Genomic DNA, 16,614 nt, shown 5'->3' with positions numbered 1-16,614 from the left:
GAGAAGGCGCGGCGTCTTTCAAAGCTGACTCGCTGGTGACGGTCGAGAGGCCGTCGTCACGCGCCGAGACCGCGACGGATATCGAGGTTGGTGTGAGCCAGGTCATCGGAACAACAATCCACTGCACGCATGAACGGCCGCGTCCGACAGGAATGTCGGCGCGGCCGTGCCCGATGCGAAGAAGTTGCTTGGGGCTGTTCAATACATATACACCGCACCGACCATCGAGCCTGCCGTGTCGTGCTGATCTCCTCCGATGCCGGTAGTGGTGCTCATCTCGTGGAAAGCGGCGATAACCAGCGTGCTACCATCGGCCGTCATGTCCAAGGCCGCGCCGAACAGGTATTCGCTCTGCGAGTTCGGCGCTTTAAGATAATGCCGGAACGTCCAGGCCTCGCCCTGGCGCGTGAACACGTAGGCGGCGCCCGAGTCCGAGCCGGTGTTATCGAACGGGTCGGCGAAGCTGCCCGCACCCCCGCCGTCCTCATTCTCGGCTCCAACTGCAAGAACGCTGCCGTCTCCGGACAGCGCTAGCTCTCTTCCAAGACATCCACGGCCTCCGCGTTCGGGGCCTTGAGGTAGGCGTCCTGTTGCCAGGTCTGGCCCGCGCGCGAGAACATATAGACGGCCCCTGCGGCGAAGGCCTTGTCGTTCCACTGATCCCCGTCGATCTGGATGGAAGCGGAGGACTCGAGGGACGCACCGACGGCTAGCGTGGCACCGTCAGACGCGAGCGCGATGGATTCGCCGAAGCTGCCGGACATGCCCGGATTCAGAAGCCTTGATGTACGCTTGTTGCGACCATAGCGCGTCCTTGAGCGTGAAAACATAGGCCGCGCCCGACATCACCGAGTCGTCGAGCTGATCGCCGTTGATCCCGGCGGACTTGCTGCGCTCGTACATCGCGCCCACCGCGAGCGTGGTGCCGTCCCCGGAGAGCGCGACGGCGTGGCCGAAATGATCTCCCGAACCTGAGTTGGATGCCTTGAGATAGGCGCGTTGCGTCCATCCACCTTCATCACGATAATAGACATAGGCCGCGCCGGAGTTTTCGGCGACGCCCTGCCGCGGATCCCCGTCGACGCCAGTGGCGGCACTATCCTCGTAGGGGGCGCCGGCCACGAGGGTTTTGCCATCAGCAGACAGAGCGAGTGACCGGCCAGATCTGCAGTCGACTGAGTGTTGCTCGCCTTGATGTACGCCGTCTGCGACCATGTCCCGGCCTCGCGCTCGAACACGTAGACCGCGCCCGAGTCCTCTGCCGTGTTGTCGTTGCAGTTACCGCCGATTCCGGTCGCCGCGCTGTCCTCCTGAGGAGCTCCGACGGCGATGGTGTCGCCGTTCGCGGAGATGGCTACCTCGCCGAACCAGTCCTCGGCGTCGGTGTTGAACGACTTGAGGTAGGCCTGCTGCTTCCACGCATCGCCATCGCGTACGAACACGTAGGCGGCGCCGCTGTCGGGCGCGTAGTTGTGAAGCTCGTCGCCGTTGATGCCGTGCGCGCCGCTGTCCTCGAGCATGGCTCCGACGACCATGGTGGTGCCGTCCGCGGAGATGGCGACGCCGGCACCGAAGTAGTCGCCGCTCTCCGCGTTGGAGGCCTTGAAGTAGCCGATCGCGTCGTCGACTCTCGGGTCGACCTGCACGGGGTCCGACTCGCTGCAGCCCGCTTGGTTGCAGGCGCGGAGCTTGTAGGCGGCCGAGAGGCGCAGGTGGATGGGCATCGACCAGGTGGTCGAAGTCCCGACCACATCTGGCCCCAACTGTGACCATTCGGGGGTCTCGGGGTAGGGGCGCTCGAGCAGTTGATAGTAGTCGGCACTGGCGACCGGCTTCCACGAGAACTGGAAGCGCTTGATCGGCGAGTAATCGATGTAGAGGTACGGCGCGGCCGGAGGAACTCGGCCTCGGCCCCGGTGCTGTCGCCGGTGCTGCCGGTCGTGGGCTCTTCCGCGTTCGCCGTCGTGAGGATCGACTCGGTGATCGACGACTCTTGCCCTCCGGTGCTCGAGCTCGCGTCGCTCGTCGACTCCTCCATCGTGGCGGTGGCATCGCCCGGTTCGGCGGGCAGGGGACAGCCCAGCAGGGTGCAGAGCGTGAGGAGCGGATAGAGGCGGGTGCGGTTCGACATGATGCGCCGGGCTAGGCAAGCGTCGTGCCACGTCTGTCGGGGCTCTTTTCCGGGCATTCCATCACTCCGAGATGCAGGCCGGGTTGGCGCCCCCAACCGCGGTTGGGTACCGGATTTGGTGGGCTGGCGACCGCTCACAATGCGAACGCCGCGCGGGCGAACTCTCGCAGCGAGCGCGGGGGCCGGCCCGTGCGGCGGAGGACCTCGTCGGTCACGCGGTCCTCCGCCCCGCCGGCGATCGCCTGCTCGAGCGCGCCGAGCATCGCCGCGTACTCGGTCGGCATGCCGGCGGCGGTGAGACGGGCGCACCACTCGTCGACCGCGATCGGTCGATGCACGACGGGCTCGCCGAGCACCTCCGAGAGGATCGCCGCCGCCTCGTCGTAGGACAGCGCCTCGGGGCCGGTTAGGATGAGATCCGCGTTGGCCGGCGCGAGCAAGGTCGCCACGGCGACGGCGGCGATGTCCTCCGGATCGATGAAAGCGATCCGCCCCTGGCCGCTGGCGCTGACGAAGGCGCGTTCGTTGCGGATGCCGCTGCCGAGCGCGTGCTGCGGATCGGCGAAGTTCGTCATGAACCACGACGGTCGCAGCACGGTCCACTCCGGCGCGCGCGCTTGCAGGGCCGCATGCACCGCGCCGATGCCGGGGGCGCGGGCGTCGATGGCCGACGAGCTGAGCAGGACGAAGCGCCGTACGCCGCGGGCGAGGGCGCGGTCGATAAACGGCACCATGAGACGGTCGGGCTCGGGGTCCATGGCCGGCGTGACCAGGTAGACGGCGTCGACGCCAGCCAGCGCGGCGTCATGGCTGGACGGATCGGCCCAGTCGAAGCGGACCTGATCGGGGCCGCGAGGATGACGACTGCCGATCGTGACCGCGACGTCGCGGGCCCGCAGACCGCGAGCGACCGCGCTGCCGGTCTTGCCGGTGCCGCCGGTGACGAGCACGCGCATCACTCACCTCCCAGCGCGGCGCGGACGCTGCCCTCGCGGAAGCTGCCGGTCGCGGTCGGGTCCCAGTATTCGCGGTAGCGGACGATCCGCCCGTCCTTGCACTCGAGGACCATCACGTAGTCCTGCTCGTAGGCCTCGCCCGTGGGGGCCAGCGTCGCCGAGCCGTGGACCTCGGCGAGGATCACGTCGAGATCGGGGTGGGGTACGTGCGCAGGCCGGAGAACCGCAGGTCGCGGAAGACCGCCGGCGTGCGCCGGAAGTAGGCCGCGATCGCCGGCTTGCCCGCGAGCCGCGGCGGCATCCCGAGGCGCACGGCGTAGGGGAACTCGACGACGGCGTCGTCGGCGAACAGCTCCAGCCAGCGCTCGATGTCGCGGGCGATCCACTCGAGGTGCGCCGCGAGCGCTGCGGCGGCGCGCATGGGTTCGGTGTCGAGGTGTTGCATGCCTGGCAAGCTAGTTCGGCCGGCTGCACCGCGCGTCCGGATCGCCGATCCGCGCGTCCGGATCGGTCGAGGGGCCAGGCCTGCTGCACGGTCTCGGCCGGATGCTCCCGCTCGACGAGAGCGATCCTCCGCGACTCGAGAATCACCGACTCGCGGGGGGCGCGTTCGCCGGGCCCCGCTGCTGCAGGACGCCGGCCGGCGCGGTGGGCTATGCTCCGGGCGATGACCGAGCTCGACGCTCTGGCGCGCTCCCTCGTCGTCCTCGGCAGCGAGGTCACCAGCCTCGAGCTCGGCGGGCGGTGGGGCAAGCACCGCCGGGCCGGCCGCGGCAGCGCCAAGCTGTACGCCGCGCTGCACGGCGGCGGCGAGCTGGAGGTGGCCGGGGCGCGTATGTCTCTCGGGCCAGGTGAGCTGGCCTTCCTGCCGCGCGCCGACGAGCACGTGATCCGCGACAGCGCGGCGACGCTGGTGCCGCGCGACGGCAGCGCCTGCGTGGGCATGCAGCAGACCGCGGCCGACGCGTGGACCAGCGAGGCGACGCCGACGACGACCCTGGTGACGGTGGACCTGCAGATCGATCACGCCGACGCGCCATGGCTGTCGCTGCTGCCGGCGGTCGTCCACATCACCCGCGAGGACCGCGAGCTCGGCCGCTGGCTGGCGGACACGCTGGCGCTGCTCGGCCGGGCCCGCGCGCTGTCGCCGGCGCTGCGCGAGACGATCACTGCCTCGTGGGCGCAGGCGCTGTTCGCCCAGGCGCTGCGGGCCGAGGGCGCGTCGCTGCCGGGGGCCGAGGCGCTGCGCGACGATCGGCTGGTCGCGGCGCTGCTGCGCCTGCGCGCCGAGCCGGAGAAGCCGTGGGAGCTCGGCGAGCTGGCGGCCCAGGTCGGGATGTCGCGCTCGGTGCTGGCCGCCCGCACCACCGCGCTGCTCGGCGAGCCGGTCGGCAGCTACCTCCGCCGCCTGCGCCTCGACCGCGCCGCCAGCCTGCTCGCCACCACCGACGCGCCGATCAAGGCGATCGCCGCCCGCGTCGGCTACGCCAGCGAGCCCGCGTTCACCCGCGCGTTCGTCCGCGCCCGCGGCACCGCACCCCAGGCCTACCGCCGGGCGCTGCGGCGGGCGTGACGACTCTTTTTGGGGGCGGAGGGACATGGCGAAGGGCCCGACGAGCATGGCCCCGAGGACATGTGGCTGTGCGGGCAACCGACGCGCATGTCCCCGAGGACATGTGGCTGTGCGGGCGACTGACGCGCCTGTCCGCGAGGACAGGCCGCGAGGCCTCGGCTGGCCGTCCCAGCGCCGCTCGTCCGCGTCACCCCGCCGGCGGTGACCACTCGACGCGGTGCTCGTAGAAGCGCGCCTGCGCGGCCGCGCCGAGGCGGAGGAACAGCGGCAGCATGCGGTCGCGGAACCAGGCCGCCACCGGGCCCGCGGGGGCCTTGCCGTCGCCGTTCTTGCGCGCCTGGCGGACGACGGCCTCGACGCGGGCGCGGCGCTCCTGCTCGAAGCGCGCGAACGCGGTCTGCGGCTCCGCGGTGTCGCGGAGGCACCGCGCCAGCACCAGCGCGTCCTCGAGCGCGAGGGAGGCGCCCTGGCCGGCCGAGGGCGACGTCGCGTGGGCGGCGTCGCCGAGCAGGCACACGCGGCCGGCGTGCCAGCGCGGCAGGGTCATGATGTCGTGCAGCGCCCACGGCCCGAGCAGCGTCGGCGTCGCGCGGACGACGTCGGCGATCCACGGCGGGTCACCGGCGTGCAGGGCCAGGATCGACGCGCGCCGCTGCTCGGGGTCGGCGACCTGCATCGTCTCGCGCGCGCCGTTGTTGTGGAACCACCACACCTCGCCGCCGGGCGCCGCGAACGCGCCGAAGAAGGCGCGCCGGCCGAAGGTCATCGCGGTCCACCCGGGCTCCAGCGGCGCGTCGGGGCAGCGGGCGAAGCCGCCGACGTCGCACAGGCCGGTGAAGGCGGGCGTCGGCGATGCCGGCAGCGCCAGCGCCCGCACGCGCGAGCGCACGCCGTCGCAGCCGAGCAGGACATCGGCCGCCAGCGCCTCGCCGCTCTCGAGGCGCGCGACGACCTCGCCCGGTCGCTCGGCGAGCGCCACCACCTTCGCGCCCGAGCGACAGTCGGCGCCGCGCTCGGCCGCCGCGGCCATCAGCGTCCGGTGCAGCTCGGCGCGGCGGATCATCACCATCTGCGCGCCGAACCGCTGCGCGTGCTCGCGGTGATCGATCTGCCCGATGCAGCGGCCGCGGGCGTTGAAGAACCGCAGCCCCGCGCACGCCGCCGAGCGAGCGCGGATCTCCGCGCCCAGGCCCAGCTCCGCCAGCACCTGCAGCCCGTTGGGCGCCAGGCCGAGGAACGCCCCGGCGTCGCGGTCCGCCTCGCTGCGGGCCTCCAGCACCGCGACCTCGACCCCGAGCCGGCGCAGGAACATCGCCACGGTCGGCCCGGCGATCCCGCCGCCGACCACCAGCGCTCGCCGGAGCGGCGCACGCATCGAATCCGTCACATCGCACCTCCTGGGCGCGAGGATTCGCCCTCACGACAATCATTGCAAGTGACGAAGCGTGACGGTAAACATCACCAACCGTGAATATCGCCGCGCTCGATCTCAACCTGCTGCTCGTGCTCCACACCGTGCTCGTCGAGCGCAGCGCGGCCGCGGCGGCGCGGCGGCTGCACGTCACGCCGTCGGCGGTCAGCAACTCGCTGGCCAAGCTGCGGGCGCAGCTCGGCGACCCGCTGGTGGTCCGCAGCGGGCGCGGGCTGGTGCCGACGCCGCGGGCGCTCGAGCTGGCGCCGCACCTGCGCGCGGCGGTCCGCGAGCTCGAGCGCGTGGTCGCCGGCAGCGAGCGGTTCGACCCGGCCACCACCACCCGCAGCTTCGCGCTCGCGCTGTCCGACGCCCACCAGATCTGCGACCTCCCGCGGGTGGCCCGGGCGTTCGCGGCCGCGATGCCGCGGGCGCAGCTGCGGATCGTCAGCATCGATCACTTCGAGGCCGTCGGCGGGCTCGCGGGCGGCGAGGTCGACGCGGCGGTGGCTCCGGCCACCGCGCCGCAGGCCGGGCAGCACGCGCATCACCTGTACGAAGAGGCAGGTGTGCTGCTGGTCCGCCAAGGCCACCCGGCCGCCGGCAAGCCGGTCACGCGCGAGGTGTGGGCGTCGCTGCGTCACGTCGACATCCACCTCGCGCTCGGCCGCGGCGGCATCGGTCACCGCGCGGCGCGGGCCTGGCTGGCCGGCGAGCGGCTCGCCTTCGACGTCGCAGTGGTGGCGCCGAGCTTCCTCGCGGCCGCGGTGGTCGCCGCCAACTCCGACTACGCGTGCGGCCTGCCGCGCCGGGTCGCCGAGGCCCTGGCGCCCGTCCTGCCGCTCACGCCGCTGGCGCTGCCGGGCCCGCCGATGGCGTTCTCGATCGACCTCGTGTGGCACGAGCGCACGCACCTCGACGCGGGGGCGCGGGCGTTCCGCGAGCTGGTGATCGCCGCGCTGGCGAGCCCGCGTCCGGCGAGCAAGCGCGGCCGTCGAGCCCGCGCGTGAGGCCCGCAGGTGCTCGCCCGCTGCGGGCCTCGTTCGACGGGCAGGCTCGTCGGCCACGGCCGCGGCGCAGCGAGTCGTCGAGCCGCGCGCAGGTAGAGGCTGAAGGTGTCGTCGGTCGCCGCCGAGGCCGCGCGCTCTGTCGCCGGACTCGCGGCGCCGGGCGGCCGAGTGTCACGACGAGAGGATCCATCACCGCGGTACCGTCATGCGGAGCGAGCGGGTATCGTAGGTCTCGCCATGCCGCGTCTCGCCGTCCGCGCCATCCTCATCGAGGACGAGAAGATCTTGCTCGAGCAATTCCAGGACGCGAACGAGTCGTGGTACGTGACTCCCGGCGGCGGGGTCGACGAGAACGAGACGATCGAGGAGGCCTTTCACCGCGAGCTGCGCGAGGAGCTCGGCGTGCAGGCCGAGTTCGGCGCGGTCGCCTTCATCCGCGAGATCATCGCCGACCGCCTGGCCGTCACCAACTTGCCGCGCGGCTTTCATCAGGTCGAGGTGTTCGTGCACGGCCGCCTGCTGCCCGGCCAGACCCTGCAGATGCTCGCGCCCGATCGGTCGCAGATCGGCCTCGTCTGGGTCCCGCTGGCCGAGCTCCACACCCTGCCGTTCTTCCCGCGCGACCTGATCCCCGAGTTTCAGGCCCGCGCCTTTCCGCGGTTTTATTACGGGCACCGCCGTTAGGGCCGCGACCTGCCGAGCCCGCTCGCGGATCAATGCAGTAGCGGGCGCCGCATGGGTGGTCGACGCGTCGCCGACTCTGGTACACCCGGGCGATGCACCACAGCCGCCTCGCCGGATTCATCATCGATTGTCAGGACACCCCGCCCGACGACGCCGCCGCGTTCTGGAGCCGCGCGCTCGGCATGGCCTCCGAGGGCGACGACGGCCACGGGTACGCGGTGCTCGACGCCAGCGCCCGCGACCTGCACATCGAGGTCCAGCGGGTCGATCACGCGAGCCGCGTCCACCTCGACATCGAGACCGACGATCAGCCGGCCGAGGTCGCCAGGCTCGAGCGCCTCGGCGCCCGGCAGGTCGCCAAGGGCGCCCGCTGGGTGGTGATGGAGGCGCCGACCGGCCAGCGCTTCTGCATCATCAACGCCCGCCGCCCGCTCGCCGGGGCGCCGGGCACCAACGTGTGGCCGTGAGGCCCAGAGCGCACCCGCGATCGCGGCTGCGTGGTGATCACGAGCCCCCGGTCATTTCGACGGACAGCCCGCGTTCATCTCGCGCCGACACGATCTCGCCGTGATGCCGCTCGTCGCGTCGCGCCCGTGGAATCACAGCAGGGCGATCGTCCGCGCCGTCGCGGCGGTCATGCGAATCGCGGCGAGGCCGAGCCGCCGCAGTGACGCGCTCCGAGGCCGAGCGACGCGGGCGCTGGCAGGGCCGGAGAGCGCTCAGTCGTCCACGATCAGCTCGACCGCGCCGATCGCCTCGGCGCTGCCGTCGTCGACGCGGACCTTGATGTAATAGCGGCCCGGGGGCAAGTCGGCCGGCACGGCGAGGTCGGCCTGCGCCGCGCCGCCGACCAGCGCGGCCTCGGTGTCGACGACGACCTTGTCGTTGGCGACCTCGTAGTTGGCGGCGATCACCGCGTCGCGCTGGGGGTCGTCGTCGGGCGGGACGGGGACGAGCTCGCCGAGGATCTTCGAGCGCGCGGTCTCGAGGGTGACGTGCGCGGCGCCGTCGCCGAGGTTCGCCGCGAGGATGTCGACGGCGACGCTGCCGCCCGGCGCGACGGTGGCGGGAGCGACGCTGACGGTGGCCGGCTCCGGGTAGCCGATGACCAGCGCCGGGTCGCCGAACAGGGTGTAGAGGTGCAGGTGGCTGCGGCGCAGCGCGTCCATGTCGGCGTCGGACAGCGAGAGGCCGAAGGCGTTGTCGATCTGGGCGCGGAAGCCGTCGACCTGGGTCATGACGCGCTGCTTGGCGCGCAGGAACGCCTCGCCGACCGTGGCCGGGCGCTCGGCGGTCATGACGAGGCCGAGCTCGCGGATGAAGATCGTGTTGGGATAGACATAGGAGAGCTCGGTCGACGAGAGCACCGCGACCGGGCCGTTCGGGGCGGCGAGCAGCGTGGCGCCGACGCTGTCGCCCGGGCCCGCGAAGGAGCCCATGGCGCAGGCGATCAGGGTGACGATCGGGCTGCGACCGGTGATCGACAGGTCGGCGAGGGCGTCGACCTCGAGCAGCGGATACAGCTGATTGTTCCACTCGAGCGGAGGGAAGCTCGTGGCGCTGCCGTGGCCGATGTAGGTGACCATCAGCGAGCCCTCCATGAAGCGCTCGACGACCTTGTCGCTGAACTGCTGCGGGACATAGACGTAGGGCGAACTCTGCAGGCCGTACGTCATGGTGATGTCGAAGTCGTAGGGGATCTCGTCGACCGCGGTGTTGACGAGCTTCTCGACCAGGCTGTCGACCAGCGCGCCCTGGCCGAGAGCGCTGGCGAACATGTTGATGCGTCGATTGTGCGGGCCGACGCTGCGGACCTGCTCGTGGCGGACGATCTTGTCCAGCGCGGCCGTGACGGCGGCGGGGTCCCTGGCGGGGATCCGGCCGACCGCGAGGTCGGTGATGTCGTCGTTGTCGAGGTCGGCGTAGAGGTTGTCGGTGGGGATCGTCATCGGCGGCGCGACCTCCAGCACCTGGACGACCTCGCCGAGCGGGACGGTGTCGGCGTCGACCGGGCCGCCCGGCTCGGCGTCGCCGACGAGCAGGGCGAACATCGGCCGATCGGGGTCGCGCGCCGCGTGGTAGCCCCGCAGGCGCGCGCGGATCGCTTCGACCGGATCGCCGCCGTCGGCCAGGATCTCGCTCATGCGCACGAGCGCGACGGTGTGCCCGCCGGCGCTCCGATGCTCGCCGATGCCGGCGGCGGCGTCGGCCAGCGGATCGGCGGCGATGATGACGTAGTCGACCGGCGGCGGACCGACCTCCTCGGTGGTCGATTCGCCGCCGGTCGGGACCGCGGTGGTGCCGGTGGTCGAGGTCGTAGCATCGACGACATCGTCGGTGGTGGTGTTGCTGGTGGTCCCTGGGCCGTCGGTGACGCCGTCGGAGGCGGTGGGACTGCAAGCGACGAGCGCCACGAGCAGCGATGATGCGACCGATGCGACCGATGCGACCGATGCGACCGATGCGACCGATACCCGCGATTGGACCATTCGCGCATTCTAGCAAGCGCCCGGCGAGGCGCAGGGCGGACGCGCGCGAGCGGAAGAGAGCAGCCTCACCCGTATCACGGATGCCGCGCTGCTGCCCCGAGGGACAGGTCCTTTCGCCGATGATGCCCGCGCCGGCGGGAATAGATCGACTTCGCTGCCTGTTTCGCCGTCGTCTCGTCGAACGACGACCGCTCGCCGATCACAGGCTCCGCTAGCGCAGTCCGCCGGACACGCTGAGGAGCTCGCCCGTCAGCCAGGCGGAGGCAGGGAGGCGAGGAACACCGCCACCGAGGCGATGTCGTCGACCTGGCCGAGGCGGCCGAGCGGGGTGGCCGCGATCAGCTGGCGCGCGAACTCGGACTCGGGGATATGCAGCGTGCGCGCGCCCTCGGTGTCGACGGCGCCCGGGTTGATCGAGTTGACGCGGATCTTCCGCGGCCCGAGCTCGAGCGCGAGGGTCTGCGTGAGGCCGTCGACCGCGTGCTTGCTGGCGGTGTAGACGACCGACTGCGGGGCCGGCTTGCGCGTCACCGTCGAGCCGATGTTGATCACGCTGCCGCCCTCGGGCCCGAAGTACTTCAGCGCCTCCTGCACCGTGAGCAGCGGCCCGAGCACGTTGGTGTCGAACTGGCGCCGGAACTCGGCCTCGGTGACGGCCTCGAGCGCGTCGAAGCGGAACACCCCGGCGTTGTTGACCAGCACGTCGAGCCGGCCGAACACCCGCCTGGCCTCGGCGAACAGCCGCTTCACGTCGGCCGCCTTCGACACGTCGCCCTGGACCGCGAACGCCTTGCCGTCCTGCTCGGTGATGGCGGCGACGACCCGCTCGGCGCCGGCCTTGTCGCTCGCGTAGTTGACGACCACCGCCGCGCCGGCGCCCGCCAGCGCGGGCGATGCCCGCGCCGATGCCCTTGGACGCGCCGGTGACGACCGCGACCTTGCCCTTCAATGAATCGACCATCTTCGCTCTCCTCGTGGTGTTATCAGTTCGACCGTTCGATGAATGTCTAAGTGACGCCCGAGGTGAAGTCAAATCGCTACCCCGGTTTTTTCTTCCGTTCGTCCCGCCGGCTCGGCCTGCCCGAGCCCCCTCGTGACCGCGCACACGGCCGTCCGCCCGGCTAGAGCCCCGGCGGTCCGCGTGTTACGCTGTCAGCGATGCTCCGCTTGACGGACAAGCAGGTCCAGCGAATCTCGAGCGCCCTGGCCGAGCCGCGGCGCTTCCGGATCTTGCAAGACCTGGCCGCCGACCGCACGCAACAGATGCCCTGCACCGCGATCGTCGAGTGCCACGGGGTCAGCCAGGCGACGATCTCCCACCACCTCAAGGAGCTCGAGACGGCGGGCCTCGTCGAGATCGTCCGCGACGGCAAGTTCGCCCACGTGGTGTTCCAGCGCGACGTCTGGCGCGCCTACCTCGCGCGCCTCGCCTCGCTGTGAGCGCCAGCCGGCACCTCCCGGGTCGTCGTGACTGCGTTCATTTGGACGTTTAGGTTAACGTCTAAATGTTGCATGGGATGAAGTCAAGCGCCCGCAGCGCCGCCGGGACGTCGAGGTCGGGCGCGCAGCCGCGCGGGCAGGTGGGCGGCAGACCGCGCAGCTCGAGCTCGAGTGCCGCGCTCAGCGATAAGCTCGTGGCGATCCGCTGGCTGCCCTGAATGAGCCCAGGCCGGACGTTCGGGGGCAGGACCCCGGCTCCGTTCGTGAGCGAACGAGCGCGGGGCGGCGCGGGCGCGGCTCGAGGTGACGCCACGGGGCTCCACTCACCGCCAGCGCCACCCGAGACAGGGCGCCGGCTTCTCGGCGCGAGAATTCGTGTGTCCCGGAGGACATGTCCCGAGGGACACGCTCGCTCACTCGAGGCGGACGTCGTCGAGCTCGAGCGCGAACGGGCCGGTCTGGGTCGCGCCGAAGAACAGGCCGAGGACGTCGTGGGGCTCGAGGCCGCCGAGCTCGGCGAAGGTGACGGTGTGCTCGGCCCACTCGCGGCCGACGGCGATCTCCTTGCGCAGCGGGGCGACGCCGAGCTGCTCCGCGAACACCATCACGGTCAGGGCGCTCGCGCCGTCGCTGCGCGCCGCGAACACCAGCTTGGTGAACTTGCCGAGGTTGGCCGGCTGCATCGGCGCGGCGCCGGGGAAGAACATCGCCCCGGCCCACTTCGGCTGCTCGCCTCCGGCCACGGTGCCGCTCATCCGCAGCGCGCCCTTGCTCTTGCGCGCGCCCTTCTTGGCGAGGCCGAGCTCGACCGTCGAGGCGCCGCCGATCAGCGCGTCGGTGGCCGGCTGCCAGCCGGCGCCGAACTCCGCGGCCAGCTTGCCGGCCTCGAAGGCGGCGATCTTGCCCGACTCCGAGCCGGGCGGCGGCGGGCGGCGCGCCGGGCCTCCAGCGCGGCGTACTCGTCGGCCACGGCCTTGCGATAGCCGTCGCGGTCGAGCCGGTGCCCGGCCTTCCACACCGCCTCGATCGCGCGCGTGGCGGTGATGTCGGCGGTCGGATCGCCGCGCACCAGCAGCAGGTCGGCGCGCTTGCCCGCGACCACGCGGCCGCGGTCGCTCATTCTGAACCTGTCCGCGGGGACAGACGTGGCCGCCGCCAGCGCCGCGGTCGCCGGCAGGCCGGCGCGCACCAGCAGGGCCAGCGCGTCGTGCAGCGACACGCCGTGGACCGTGCCCGGGTTGGGCGCGTCGGTGCTGGCGAGCAGCGGGACCCCGGCGCGGTGCAGGGCGCCGACGGTCGCCAGCGCCCCCTCGCACGCGGCGGCCGGCAGGGGGCTCGGCCAGGTCGCGGACAGCGCTCGCACGTCGGCCGGCCCGAGGAACGGCTTCAGCTCCGGGTCGTCGGCGACCGCCTTGCCGCGGCCCGGCTCGCACAGCCCGAGCACCACCGCCAGGGTGTCGGCCACGAACACCCGCCTGTCGCGCGCCAGGGCCACGAACGCCTCGGTCGCCGGGCCGTCGAGGAACACGTGGGCGAGGCCGTCGGCGCCGGCCTCCAGCGCGGCGGCGGCCTCGCGCTGGCTGCTGACGTGGACCACGGTCGTCAGCCCTTTCGCGTGGGCGGCCTCGACCAGGGCGCGCACGGTGTCGACGGCGAGGGTGGGCATGCTGCGGCCGAAGCCGGACCCGTCGTCGAGCACGATCTTGAGGTAGTCGGCGCCCTCGGCCAGGCGCGCCGCGACGAACGCCGGCGCCTGGTCGGGGCCGGTGAGGGTGGGGATCGCAAACCCGTACTCGGTGCCGTGGCCGCCCGGCGCGGTGGCGAGGATGCCGGCGCTGCGGAAGTCGGCCAGGACGCGCCCGCCGGCCCCGGCGACGGCCTTGCGCAGCGGCCCGCTCACGGCCGGCAGGGTGAACATGTCGAGCTCGGTCGTCACCCCGAACACCAGCGCCTGGCGCAATTGGACCTGCGACTGGATGTGCGTGTGCGCGTCGATCAGCCCCGGCAGCAAGGTCCGGCCGGCGCCGTCGACCACGGTGGCCCCGTCGGCGACCGCGAGGTCGGGGCCGACGCCCACGATCACGCCGTCCCGGACCGCGACGGAGGTGCGGGCGACCACCGCCTCGCCGTCGAACAGGCGGACGTCGCGGATGACCAGGTCCGCGGCGATCGGCGGGGAAGTCCGCACCGGCGCCTCGCTCGCCGAGGGCCGCGAACAACCCAGCGCGGCGAGGGCTGCGAATGTGAGGACCGTGCAGGACGAGCGGAGGCGCATCTGTCCCCCCGATACCACATGACTTCCGGGACAGAGTCGCGACCGGTCCGCCGAGGTCGTGCGAAAGCGCTTCTACGGCGATCCCTGATCGTGGTATTCACAGCGCGATGTCCATGGGTCGGGTCGCGTCGCTGGTCCCCGGTCTCTTGCTGCTCGCGTGCAACTCGCTCCCGCCGCCGCAGACGACCTTCGGCGTGCTCGGCAGCTCGACCGACGACGCGCCGGTGATGATGGGCGACGCGCACGCCAGCCTCGACTTCACCCGCCCGGGCGAGCCGGTCGGCGACCTGGTCGGCTGGAACCTCGGCCGCGGCACCGCCTACGCGCCGGAGAACGACCCGCTGCACCCCGAGTGGCGGACGCCGCACAAGGTCGCGGCGGCGCAGGCGTTCGCGGAGGCGCGGCCGGGCCACGGGCGGGCGCCGCTGATGCGCTTCTCGGGCCTGCAGATCGACGGCGCGCGCGGCGAGGACGGCTATCACTTCTATCGCTGGGTCGAGCCCGGGCACGCGCCCGCGGCCGGCGACGCGATGGCGACCTTCGAGTACTTCGCGCTGATGCAGGACGCCGACGCGGCGCCGATCGTGACCCTGAACTTCGGGTCAGGTACCGCGGCCGAGGCCGCCGCCTACGTCGCTCACCTCAACGGCACCGACGCGGACGACGTCAACGTGGCCGCGCGCCTGCACTGGGGTCAGGACCAGCCGTATCGCCAGACCCTGTTCGAGCTCGGCAGCGAGCCCTACGCCGCATGGAACACCGGCTATTCGGCGGACGGCGATTACGCGTACGCCAACCCCGAGGCCAAGCACGGCGGCGATCCGAAGTGGTCGGGCAAGCCGAGCGCCTCGGCGGCCGACTTCGCCGCGCGCGCGCTCGAGTACGTGGCCGCGGTCAAGGCCGTCGAGCCCGAGGCCCGCTTCTGGGTCCCGCTCGCGCCGGCGTCGATGGACGGGTGGGGCGGCGTCGAGGCGGCGGTGCAGGCGCTGGCGCCGTTGCTCAAGGACCCGGCGGTCGCCGGCGCGGTGGTCCATCACTACCTGGTCGACGACGCGAAGGCGCTCGGCTGGACCGAGCCCAACGATCTGTTCTTCGCGCTGGCCGGCGCGGAGGTGTTCCGCCCCGGCTTCGCGCGCGCCCGCGCGGCCCTCGACGGCGTGCGCCCCGGGCTCGAGCTGGTGGTCAGCGAGTACCACGTCGCCGGCACGTCCTCGCGCGGGCAGTTCGAGCGCGGCCGCGAGGCGGTGGTCGGCCTCGGCCTGGCCGGCATGCTGCTGCTGTACGCGCAGCTCGGGGTGGAGGCCGCCTGCCAGCACGCGGCCCTCGACTACGACACGATCGACAGCCCCGACCGCGACCCACTGCTCGAGCCCTGGTACAACCCGTTCCGCGAGGGCAAGAACGAGACGGTCACGCCGATGGCCAGCTACACGGCCACCCGCTTCGTCGGCGAGCACCTGCTCGAGCGCGCGGCCCCGCTCGAGTTCTCGAAGCAGGTCGATCAAGACATGACCGTCGGGACAGAAAAGGTGAAGGTCCCGCTGGTCCACGCGGCCGCGTTCGTCGACCCCGCCGGCGAGACCGGCAGCCTGGTGGCGCTGCACCGCGACCTCGAGCGCAGCCACACTTTGACGATGGACCTGCCCCCGGGCTGGACGGCGACCGCGGCCAGTCAGTGGGCGCCGCCGGCCGCGGATCACAACACGCTGTACTTCCCGATCGCGCCCGAGCCGGCGCAATACGTGCAGGAAGGCGAGCGCGTGCAATTGACGCTGCCGCCGCACAGCCTGGTGGCGGTCCGCTTCGCCGCGGCGCAGTGAGGGCGCCGATCTGGCGTGAAGGACATGTCCGTACGGGCATGTTGCGATGAGGCTCAGAGGCGGCGGATGTGGCCGCGAATGGCGAAGGTTCCGTCTTCGACGATGTCCTTGAAGTCCAGCCGCCCGGTGACGTCGCCGAACTCCTCGGAGCCGTCGGCGATCGGGTGCTGACAGCGGCCGTGGAGCTCGACCCCGCCGGTGAATTCCGGGTCCCACTTGGACTCGAACTTGTACGTGGTGGTGAACTGGATCGGCTCGCCGTCGAGTTCGCCGATGAAGAGCTCCCGGCCGGTCTCGAGATAGACGCCGCTGGGCGGGCCGTTGTCCTTGAAATCGTCGACCTTGGTGTACCAACAGCCCTCCAGGTCGCCGCTGATCACGATCGTGAGGTCGATGAAGTCCGTAAAGGGAGGCGGCGGCGGAGCGCACAGCTCCTCGGTGTCGACGACTCCGGTCGCCGCGATCTTCGTCATCGCTGCGCTCGCGGGCGAAGGTTGGAGCAGTATCCACGCCATGAACAGGGGGAGCTGGATCGCCGACCGGAAGAGCGTTCGCCCGCGACTGCCGGGGCGGGCGGAGTGATGCAGGTGCGTCATGGTTCCTCGCTGTCCTTTTCGTAAAAGAAGACGTTCGGATGGATGTCCCCCGAACGTGGCGGCGGCCAGGTGACGATAGCCACAGGTCTCTCCGGTGGAAGCGCTCGCGGAGCGGGCCATCGATTGGATTGCAGCGATCTACGGCAGCATGGGGACGCCGCGTCAGCGAGTCAGAGGGGCCGGGCTGATGTGCGGGCGAGCAAGTCGCTAGCGGGTTCGGCGCGCGACC

Annotated in this window: 18 protein-coding genes and 1 pseudogene; 6 read left to right on the top strand and 13 right to left on the bottom strand. The window is 71.9% G+C overall.

Annotated elements, in window-relative coordinates:
* Positions 1–198: 198 nt before the first annotated feature.
* The 7 genes and pseudogenes from OV079_RS24375 to OV079_RS24350 form a co-directional block, all read right to left on the bottom strand.
* Complete coding sequence (locus OV079_RS24375; RefSeq protein ID WP_267771248.1) at positions 199–414, bottom strand: hypothetical protein; 216 nt, start codon at positions 412–414, stop codon at positions 199–201.
* Between the two features lie 116 nt (positions 415–530).
* The gene (locus tag OV079_RS24370; RefSeq protein ID WP_267771247.1) at positions 531–764 is read right to left on the bottom strand and encodes a hypothetical protein; all 234 of its coding nucleotides are present in this window, start codon (positions 762–764) and stop codon (positions 531–533) included.
* A complete protein-coding gene (locus OV079_RS58490; RefSeq protein WP_420829537.1) occupies positions 724–1,215 on the bottom strand; it encodes an FG-GAP repeat protein in 492 nt (163 codons plus the stop codon). Before OV079_RS58490 ends, OV079_RS24370 begins: the two co-directional genes overlap by 41 nt.
* 29 nt (positions 1,216–1,244) lie before the next feature.
* Positions 1,245–1,724, bottom strand: a pseudogene (locus tag OV079_RS58485) (FG-GAP repeat protein); the annotation flags it as partial.
* Between the two features lie 541 nt (positions 1,725–2,265).
* Entirely contained in the window at positions 2,266–3,087 is an 822-nt protein-coding gene (locus OV079_RS24360) for an NAD(P)H-binding protein (protein WP_267771245.1), read from the bottom strand.
* Positions 3,087–3,272, bottom strand: a complete 186-nt coding sequence (locus tag OV079_RS24355; RefSeq protein ID WP_267771243.1) for a nuclear transport factor 2 family protein — start codon at positions 3,270–3,272, stop codon at positions 3,087–3,089. The genes OV079_RS24360 and OV079_RS24355 overlap by 1 nt, the downstream gene beginning before the upstream one ends.
* Positions 3,269–3,532, bottom strand: coding sequence for a nuclear transport factor 2 family protein (locus tag OV079_RS24350; RefSeq protein ID WP_267771242.1), 264 nt, complete (start codon positions 3,530–3,532; stop codon positions 3,269–3,271). Before OV079_RS24350 ends, OV079_RS24355 begins: the two co-directional genes overlap by 4 nt.
* Positions 3,533–3,754: 222 nt before the next feature.
* Between OV079_RS24350 and OV079_RS24345 the strand changes: the two genes are divergently transcribed.
* A complete protein-coding gene (locus OV079_RS24345) occupies positions 3,755–4,660 on the top strand; it encodes a helix-turn-helix domain-containing protein (RefSeq protein WP_267771241.1) in 906 nt (301 codons plus the stop codon).
* 187 nt (positions 4,661–4,847) lie between these two features.
* Here OV079_RS24345 and OV079_RS24340 read toward each other — a convergent pair whose 3' ends face one another.
* Positions 4,848–6,035: an FAD-dependent oxidoreductase gene (locus OV079_RS24340; RefSeq protein WP_267771240.1), complete on the bottom strand. Its 1,188-nt coding sequence runs from the start codon at positions 6,033–6,035 to the stop codon at positions 4,848–4,850.
* Positions 6,036–6,127: 92 nt separating this feature from the next.
* On the opposite strand from OV079_RS24340, the gene OV079_RS24335 reads away from it, so the two are divergent.
* The 3 genes from OV079_RS24335 (at position 6,128) to OV079_RS24325 (ending at position 8,232) form a co-directional block, all read left to right on the top strand.
* The gene (locus tag OV079_RS24335; RefSeq protein WP_267771239.1) at positions 6,128–7,081 is read left to right on the top strand and encodes a LysR substrate-binding domain-containing protein; all 954 of its coding nucleotides are present in this window, start codon (positions 6,128–6,130) and stop codon (positions 7,079–7,081) included.
* 237 nt (positions 7,082–7,318) lie between these two features.
* Positions 7,319–7,765 (top strand): NUDIX domain-containing protein, encoded by a 447-nt coding sequence (locus OV079_RS24330; protein ID WP_267771238.1) that lies wholly within the window; start codon positions 7,319–7,321, stop codon positions 7,763–7,765.
* 92 nt (positions 7,766–7,857) lie between these two features.
* Entirely contained in the window at positions 7,858–8,232 is a 375-nt protein-coding gene (locus OV079_RS24325; RefSeq protein WP_267771237.1) for a VOC family protein, read from the top strand.
* Positions 8,233–8,484: 252 nt separating this feature from the next.
* Here the strand turns inward: OV079_RS24325 and OV079_RS24320 are convergent, their stop codons facing one another.
* Both OV079_RS24320 and OV079_RS24315 read right to left on the bottom strand, forming a co-directional pair.
* Complete coding sequence (locus OV079_RS24320; protein ID WP_267771236.1) at positions 8,485–10,179, bottom strand: C25 family cysteine peptidase; 1,695 nt, start codon at positions 10,177–10,179, stop codon at positions 8,485–8,487.
* 324 nt (positions 10,180–10,503) lie between these two features.
* Positions 10,504–11,118, bottom strand: a complete 615-nt coding sequence (locus OV079_RS24315; RefSeq protein ID WP_267771234.1) for an SDR family NAD(P)-dependent oxidoreductase — start codon at positions 11,116–11,118, stop codon at positions 10,504–10,506.
* Positions 11,119–11,412: 294 nt separating this feature from the next.
* On the opposite strand from OV079_RS24315, the gene OV079_RS24310 reads away from it, so the two are divergent.
* Positions 11,413–11,694: an ArsR/SmtB family transcription factor gene (locus OV079_RS24310; protein ID WP_267771233.1), complete on the top strand. Its 282-nt coding sequence runs from the start codon at positions 11,413–11,415 to the stop codon at positions 11,692–11,694.
* A 413-nt stretch (positions 11,695–12,107) separates the two neighbouring features.
* Here the strand turns inward: OV079_RS24310 and OV079_RS24305 are convergent, their stop codons facing one another.
* Both OV079_RS24305 and OV079_RS24300 read right to left on the bottom strand, forming a co-directional pair.
* Positions 12,108–12,437 carry a hypothetical protein gene (locus OV079_RS24305; RefSeq protein ID WP_267771232.1) on the bottom strand — a complete coding sequence of 110 codons (330 nt, stop codon included), beginning with the start codon at positions 12,435–12,437 and terminating at the stop codon, positions 12,108–12,110.
* An 83-nt stretch (positions 12,438–12,520) separates the two neighbouring features.
* The gene (locus tag OV079_RS24300; RefSeq protein WP_267771231.1) at positions 12,521–13,882 is read right to left on the bottom strand and encodes an amidohydrolase family protein; all 1,362 of its coding nucleotides are present in this window, start codon (positions 13,880–13,882) and stop codon (positions 12,521–12,523) included.
* A gap of 194 nt (positions 13,883–14,076) precedes the next feature.
* Here OV079_RS24300 and OV079_RS24295 point away from each other — a divergent pair, with 194 nt between their 5' ends.
* Entirely contained in the window at positions 14,077–15,789 is a 1,713-nt protein-coding gene (locus tag OV079_RS24295) for a hypothetical protein (protein ID WP_267771230.1), read from the top strand.
* A 53-nt stretch (positions 15,790–15,842) separates the two neighbouring features.
* Here OV079_RS24295 and OV079_RS24290 read toward each other — a convergent pair whose 3' ends face one another.
* Positions 15,843–16,262: a hypothetical protein gene (locus OV079_RS24290; protein WP_267771229.1), complete on the bottom strand. Its 420-nt coding sequence runs from the start codon at positions 16,260–16,262 to the stop codon at positions 15,843–15,845.
* Between the last annotated feature and the right edge of the window lie 352 nt (positions 16,263–16,614).

Source organism: Nannocystis pusilla, assembly GCF_026626665.1.
Taxonomy (GTDB): domain Bacteria; phylum Myxococcota_A; class Polyangia; order Nannocystales; family Nannocystaceae; genus Nannocystis; species Nannocystis pusilla.
The sequence above is the reverse complement of the archived record's forward strand: the minus strand, read 5'-3'. Positions and strand labels throughout refer to the sequence as shown.

Bases quoted from the DNA above. Each gene is read 5' to 3' on its own strand.
- OV079_RS24370 (WP_267771247.1), bottom strand. From the start codon at position 764: ATGTCCGGCAGCTTCGGCGAATCCATCGCGCTCGCGTCTGACGGTGCC.
- OV079_RS24345 (WP_267771241.1), top strand. From the start codon at position 3,755: ATGACCGAGCTCGACGCTCTGGCGCGCTCCCTCGTCGTCCTCGGCAGC.
- OV079_RS24360 (WP_267771245.1), bottom strand. From the start codon at position 3,087: ATGCGCGTGCTCGTCACCGGCGGCACCGGCAAGACCGGCAGCGCGGTC.
- OV079_RS24290 (WP_267771229.1), bottom strand. From the start codon at position 16,262: ATGACGAAGATCGCGGCGACCGGAGTCGTCGACACCGAGGAGCTGTGC.
- OV079_RS58490 (WP_420829537.1), bottom strand. From the start codon at position 1,215: ATGGTCGCAGACGGCGTACATCAAGGCGAGCAACACTCAGTCGACTGC.
- OV079_RS24350 (WP_267771242.1), bottom strand. From the start codon at position 3,532: ATGCAACACCTCGACACCGAACCCATGCGCGCCGCCGCAGCGCTCGCG.
- OV079_RS24310 (WP_267771233.1), top strand. From the start codon at position 11,413: ATGCTCCGCTTGACGGACAAGCAGGTCCAGCGAATCTCGAGCGCCCTG.
- OV079_RS24340 (WP_267771240.1), bottom strand. From the start codon at position 6,035: ATGCGTGCGCCGCTCCGGCGAGCGCTGGTGGTCGGCGGCGGGATCGCC.
- OV079_RS24330 (WP_267771238.1), top strand. From the start codon at position 7,319: ATGCCGCGTCTCGCCGTCCGCGCCATCCTCATCGAGGACGAGAAGATC.
- OV079_RS24295 (WP_267771230.1), top strand. From the start codon at position 14,077: ATGTCCATGGGTCGGGTCGCGTCGCTGGTCCCCGGTCTCTTGCTGCTC.
- OV079_RS24325 (WP_267771237.1), top strand. From the start codon at position 7,858: ATGCACCACAGCCGCCTCGCCGGATTCATCATCGATTGTCAGGACACC.